The organism is Protofrankia sp. CiP1_Cm_nod1 (genome assembly GCF_920888515.1).
In the GTDB taxonomy this organism is placed as follows: domain Bacteria; phylum Actinomycetota; class Actinomycetes; order Frankiales; family Frankiaceae; genus Protofrankia.
On sequence record NZ_CAKKTM010000076.1, the window covers coordinates 1 to 5,829 of the forward strand.

The 5,829-nt window shown below is 71.2% G+C and carries 6 protein-coding genes; 2 read left to right on the plus strand and 4 right to left on the minus strand.

Annotated elements, in window-relative coordinates; genetic code table 11:
• Nucleotides 1-1,421 (minus strand): DEAD/DEAH box helicase (locus NBX02_RS04235; protein WP_445548259.1); only part of this gene is annotated, 1,421 nt, incomplete at its 3' end.
• 670 nt (nucleotides 1,422-2,091) lie between these two features.
• Here NBX02_RS04235 and NBX02_RS04240 point away from each other — a divergent pair.
• Nucleotides 2,092-2,730, plus strand: coding sequence for a ferritin-like fold-containing protein (locus NBX02_RS04240; protein ID WP_250286912.1), 639 nt, complete (start codon nucleotides 2,092-2,094; stop codon nucleotides 2,728-2,730).
• Between the two features lie 191 nt (nucleotides 2,731-2,921).
• Here the strand turns inward: NBX02_RS04240 and NBX02_RS04245 are convergent, their stop codons facing one another.
• The 3 genes from NBX02_RS04245 to NBX02_RS04255 form a co-directional block, all read right to left on the minus strand.
• Nucleotides 2,922-3,149: a DUF3107 domain-containing protein gene (locus tag NBX02_RS04245; RefSeq protein ID WP_250286910.1), complete on the minus strand. Its 228-nt coding sequence runs from the start codon at nucleotides 3,147-3,149 to the stop codon at nucleotides 2,922-2,924.
• A gap of 160 nt (nucleotides 3,150-3,309) precedes the next feature.
• The gene (locus NBX02_RS04250; RefSeq protein ID WP_250286908.1) at nucleotides 3,310-4,020 is read right to left on the minus strand and encodes a TetR/AcrR family transcriptional regulator; all 711 of its coding nucleotides are present in this window, start codon (nucleotides 4,018-4,020) and stop codon (nucleotides 3,310-3,312) included.
• A 447-nt stretch (nucleotides 4,021-4,467) separates the two neighbouring features.
• Nucleotides 4,468-4,680 (minus strand): hypothetical protein, encoded by a 213-nt coding sequence (locus NBX02_RS04255; RefSeq protein WP_250286906.1) that lies wholly within the window; start codon nucleotides 4,678-4,680, stop codon nucleotides 4,468-4,470.
• Between the two features lie 554 nt (nucleotides 4,681-5,234).
• Between NBX02_RS04255 and ku the strand changes: the two genes are divergently transcribed.
• On the plus strand, nucleotides 5,235-5,829 hold a 595-nt coding region (gene ku, locus NBX02_RS04260), incomplete at its 3' end, for a non-homologous end joining protein Ku (protein WP_250290069.1).

The window sequence follows — 5,829 nt, forward strand, 5'->3', positions numbered from 1 at the left end:
GTGCGGGCCGCGTCCGCCCGGTCACCGGCCCGGCCTGGCCGCCGGCGCCTGGGGCGCCCGGTCTCCCCGAGGTCCTCGACCTCCTCGGCGGCGAGCCCGGCCCGGGTACGGGACGCCTGCGGCAGCACCCCGCGGACGTCCGCGGGGATGGACAGGGCCTCGAACAGGTGGGGGGACGTCGAGTAGGTCTCGACGGGCGTGTCGAAGGCAAGCCCCAGGGCCTGGTTGACCAGCGCCCACCGCGGTATGTCGTCCCAGTCGACGAAGGTCACCGCCACCCCGCTGCCGCCGGCCCGGCCGGTGCGGCCGATGCGGTGCAGATAGACGTTCTCGTCCTCGGGGCACTGGTAGTTGACCACGTGGGTCACCCCGCCGATGTCGATGCCACGGGCGGCGACGTCGGTGGCGACCAGCACATCGATCTTGCCGGACCGGAACGCCCGCAGCGCCTGCTCCCGCTGGCCCTGGGCGATGTCCCCGTGGACGGCCGCCGCGGCGAAGCCACGACCGGTCAGGTCGTCGGCGACCCGGTCGGCGGTGCGGCGGGTCCGGACGAAGACGATGGCCAGCCCCCGGCCCTCGGCCTGCAGGACCCGGGCCAGCACCTCGATCTTGTCCAGCGCGTGCGCGCGGAAGACGTGCTGGCTGATGTCCGGCACCGTGCGGCCCTCGTCGGGGTGCTCCGCGGTGACGTGCACCGGCCGCCGCATGAACCGGCGGGCCAGCGAGATCACCGGCGGCGGCATCGTCGCGGAGAACAGCAGCGTCTGGCGGATGTCCGGAAGCTGGGCGAGGATGCGCTCGACGTCCGGCAGGAAGCCCAGGTCGAGCATTTCGTCGGCCTCGTCGAGGACGAGCATGCGCACCGCCGTCAGCACGAGGGCGTTCTGGCGGGCCAGGTCGAGCAGCCGGCCGGGGGTGCCGACGACGATGTCCACACCGGCGCGCAGGCTTGCCAGCTGCGGCTCGTAGGCACGGCCGCCGTAGACCGGCAGCACCCGCAGCCCGCGGCCCGAGCCGGCACGGTCGATGTCGGCGGTGACCTGCAGGCACAGCTCGCGGGTGGGAACGACCACGAGCGCCTGCGGCTGCCCGCTGGCGCCCTCGTCACGGCTGGTCGCCTGCTGCGCGAGCGGGATACCGAAGGCGAGCGTCTTGCCGGTGCCGGTGCGGGCCTGCCCGATGATGTCGGACCCGGCCAGCGCCAGCGGAAGCGTCAGTTCCTGGATGGGGAAGGGGGAGACGATGCCCTTGACGCGCAGGGCCTCGACGATCTCTTCGCGGACGCCGAGGTCGGCGAAGCCGGGCGCCGGTGTCGTGGCCGGTGCCGTCGGGGCTCCCGGCTCGCCGGCGTCCGGGTGTCCCGCGGGATCTGTGGGGTCATCGTGTCGGTGTGTTGTGGTTTCGGCTGAAACGGACAGCGGGATGCTCCTGGTCTGCTAGAGGGCTGGAGACGGCGCGATCGTCCTTCGCTCGCGCCATCGAGGCCCAGGTCCCCGAGTCGCTATGAGCGGGATCCGACGCTGCACCCGCTCACGACATCTACCGGCGGGGTCCGCTGACCCGGAGTGGGGCGACGCCCGCGCGGGCCGGAAGTGGTCTTGGCAGCTCCCGGCTAATGATGAGGATAACCTGTGGGCTGCTCTCCGAGACATGTTCCGACACGATGACCTTCGGCAGGGTGCCGCGGCCCATTCCGTCAGATGCCGCAAGTGCCTGTGCCGTAAGGCGTCCTGGTCCTGCTTCCGGTCGGTGTATATCGGGCGGTTCGCCATGAGGACGATGCTGAGGTGATCCGATATGACGGACGGTACGGGTACCGGCCGGGCCGGCTTTCCGGCGCCGTCGACCGACGGGGACGGCGTGACCGGTGAGGCCGGCGGCTCCGACGCGGCGCGCGGCCCTGACCCGGAGGGCCGAAAACAGCCCGATCATGATTCGGCCGTCCTGGGAGGCCGGGCCCACGAGGCGGCCACCGCCGCGCCCGAGCCGCACCGTGACGTCCGGGCCCGTGACGTTCAGGCTCATGACGTTCAGGCTCATGACGTTCAGGCCCGTGATGCCCAGAATTCTGGCGCCGTCCGCGCGGGCGTGCCGGACGTCGCTGTCGTGGATCTGCTGGGGCTGCTCGCCTTCGGCGAACTGACCGCGTTCGAGCGGCTTGCCACGGACGCGCGGATGGCTCCCACCCTGACCGACAAGATCGCGCTGGCCGGCATTGCGGCCGCCGAGTTCGCGCACTTCGAGGAGGTCCGCGCCTACCTGCTGCGGGTGGGGGTCGACCCGGTGCGGGCCATGGAGCCGTTCGTGTCACCGCTGACGAACTTCCACAACCTCACCGCGCCCGCCGACTGGCTGGAAAGCCTGGTCAAGGTGTACGTCGGGGACAGCATCGCCGCGGACTTCTACCGTGAGATCGCCACCGTGCTCGATCCCGACGTGCGCGCGCTGGTCCTCGACGTCCTCGCCGACACCGGCCATGCCGCGTTCGCCGTGGGGCGGGTCCGGGCGGTGGTCGAGGCCGACCCGGCCGTGGCCGGCCGGCTCGCGCTGTGGGCCCGGCGGCTGATGGGGGAGGCACTGACCGAGGCGCAGCGGGTCGCGGTGGAGCGCAGCGCGCTCGCCGCCCTGCTGGACGGGATAGGCGACCTGACGGCGTTGGCGGAGCTGTTCAACCGGATCACCCTCGCGCACACGGCACGGATGGACGCGCTCGGGCTGTCGACCTGAGACGGCCCTGGCCGGGAGCCGGGCCCGCGACCTGAGACGGCCCCGGCCGGGAGCCGGACCCGCGACCTGGGACGCCCCGGCTACCCGGGCCGGGGCGGTCGAAACCGGCCCGCCCCGGCCCGGGTAGCCGGCATTCGGCTGCCTTCTGTGTTTCTCCGGATGCTCCGGGTTACCGGAGGGCGTCGTCGCCGTCAGAGCGCGCCGAAACCGACCCGGCGTGTCTCGGCTTCGGCGATCTCGACGTAGGCCAGCTTCCCGATCGGGATGACGACCCGCCGGCCCTTCTCGTCCACGAGCGTGAGCAGCCCCAGATCCGACCTGATCGCGTCGGTGACCGCCTGGGCCACGTCGTCCGGCGACTGGCCGCTCTCAATGATCAGTTCGCGCCCGACGTTCTGGATCCCGATCTTGACCTCCACCAGTGGTGACCTCCGTGTTCGTCAGGTGTGCCGTCCAGGTTCCTGGCGACGTCCGGCGGCGGGAGAGGAGCGAGGGTCTCGCCGTCTTCGGCCGGCTAGGTCACCATAGGGCCTACGGCGCGGGGTGTGGGACGTGGCCGGGCCATGTTCGCTGGAGGCGTCAGGGCCCGCTGGAGGCGTCACCGCCGCTGGCGGTTTCCCGGGGTGGCTCCCGGGGGGGTGCCGGGTCGGCGCCGGCGGGAGTGCGGCGCGGGTATCCGGCGAGTCCCCGCCAGGCCAGCTCGACCATGGTCGCGACGGCCTGTTCCTTCGAGACCGCCTCGCCGGTGACCAGCCACCAGCGGGCGCCGGTCTCGGCGAGGCCCACCAGCCCGATCGAGAGCAGCTCGGCCTCGGCCGGGCCGACGCCGGTGTCCGCGGCGATGACGTCCGCGATGGCGTTGGCGCACTCGGTGAAACTGTTCTCCACCCGCTTGCGGACGGCGGGCTCGCTGCGCAGGTCGGACTCGAGAACGAGCTGGTAGGCGCCGCTGGGATCGTCGACGAAGTCGAAGTAGGCCGCGATCGACCGGGCGATCCGGGTGTGGTTGTCGGTGGTGGACGCGAGTGCCCGCTGCACACTGGAGACGAGGGCATGGGCCTGCTCGTCCAACAGCGCCAGGTAGAGCTCGAGCTTTCCGGGAAAGTGCTGGTAGAGGACGGGCTTGCTGACGCCCGCGCGTTCGGCGATCTCGTCCATCGCCGCGGCGTGATAGCCCTGGGCAACGAAAACTTCACGAGCCGCTCCCAGCAGCTGGAAGCGGCGAGCGGTGCGCGGCAGCCGGGCGGTCTTGCCTGAACGCGGTTGCGGCGCGGCCGGCTCGGCGCTCACCGGCGCACCTCCTTTGATCGGCCGAGCCTCGGTGCCGGCTCGGCGGCTGCCCGTGCCGGGCATGGTGCCCGTCCGGATACCCGGGCTGGGCGTCGCGCCCGGTCGGGACCCGACCCGTGGTGCTTTGTCATGTTATGTGAACACAAGAGGAGCACATCGGATCCGGGCGGAATCCGGGTGCCCACGGATGTGGATACCCGACGGGGGCGAACCCGCTGGTGGCTCACCGTACCTTTCCTGCCGGCCCCCGTCCCGACTGATCCCGTCCTGGCGGATTCCCGTACCTGCCCGAGGGGCCGCGGGCGGACCGGTCACCGGTCTCCCGTGCGGACGTGCCGCGCCGGCTGGCCGCGCCGGGCGGGCCCGCCCGGCGCCGGCACGTCACCGCTGGATCAGAGGCTCGCGTGGACCAGGGCCCGCGCGGGGCTCGCCCGGGTCAGGCCCGCTTCACCGGTACTCGTCCTCGTCGACGTCCACGACGATCTGCTGTTCCGCGGCGTCGTACTCGTCGACCTCCAGCGACGACGGCCACGACGCCGTGAGCGGCAGCGGATCGCGTGTCAGGACCTCGCGCGCCTGCTCCGCAGCGTCCGCGTCGGACACGTCGGGACGGTCGAGAACGTCATGCACGTCGAGCGGAAGATCCGTCGGTGAGGTCATGGCTTTCTCCTGTCAGCGCCTACGGACTGTGATCCTCTGTACTCTTGCGTTGGCCCTACCGCCGTTTTGGAACCTTCCACCTGGGCGCCGGGCGTACCTGCCGAAGTGGGAAAAGATTGCCGTGTTCTTCGACTCGGTCCGGCACGTCGCCCACCATGAATACCAGCTCATCCGGCCGTGGGCAGGCAACGGCCCGGCCACGGAGCAACCAGGATGGAAACGGTCGGTACAGTAGTGCGCACGGAGAGTGTGCAGAGTGTGGAATTGTGTCGCGATCGTCGTGCGGTGGTTCCCGGGGTCGGGCACTGTCGCTCGTGGCGTACGTCCGTCCGCGATTCGTTCGCCTTTTGTGTCCACATGGCTTCCTTACCCCTCGACGTTGGGAGACCATTGTGGAAGGAGTGTGTTCGCCGGCTGCGGAGCGCGGCCCGCTGGGCCGTGTCCGCCAGTGCGGACGCCTGATCCGGCGCTGTCGTGATCCGGCGCTGTCACCGCCGCGGTATGCCGGTCGGGACAACCCATGAACACGCTCACACTCACAGTAAGGGGCGGGCATGCGGTCGATCTGGAAAGGCGCGATCTCCTTCGGTCTCGTCCGGATTCCGGTCCGGCTCTACCCGGCCACCGAGGACCGGGACGTCTCCTTCCACCAGGTCAGGCGCTGGGACGGGTCCCGCATCCGCTACAAGCGGGTCGCGGCGGCGGACGGCGCCGAAGTGCCCTACTCGGAGATCGCCAAAGGCTACGAGCTGCCCTCCGGGGAGACCGTCGTGCTCACCGACGACGACTTCGCGCACCTGCCGCTGCCCACCTCCCGCACGATCGACGTGCTGGAGTTCGTCCCGCTGGCACAGGTCGACCCGATCTACTTCGCCAGGAGCTACTACGTCGAGCCCGACCGCGGCGGGGTCAGGTCGTACGTGCTCCTGCGCGACGCGCTCGGCGGCTCCGGCCGGGTTGCGCTCGTCAAGATCGCCCTGCGGCAGCGGGAGCAGCTCGCGACCCTGCGGATACGCGGCGACGTGCTCGTCCTGTCGACGATGCTCTGGCCGGACGAGGTGCGCCGGCCGGACTTCCCGTTCCTGGACGAGGAGGTGCGTGTCGGCCCGCAGGAACTGGTCATGGCGCAGACGCTGATCGAGTCGTTGT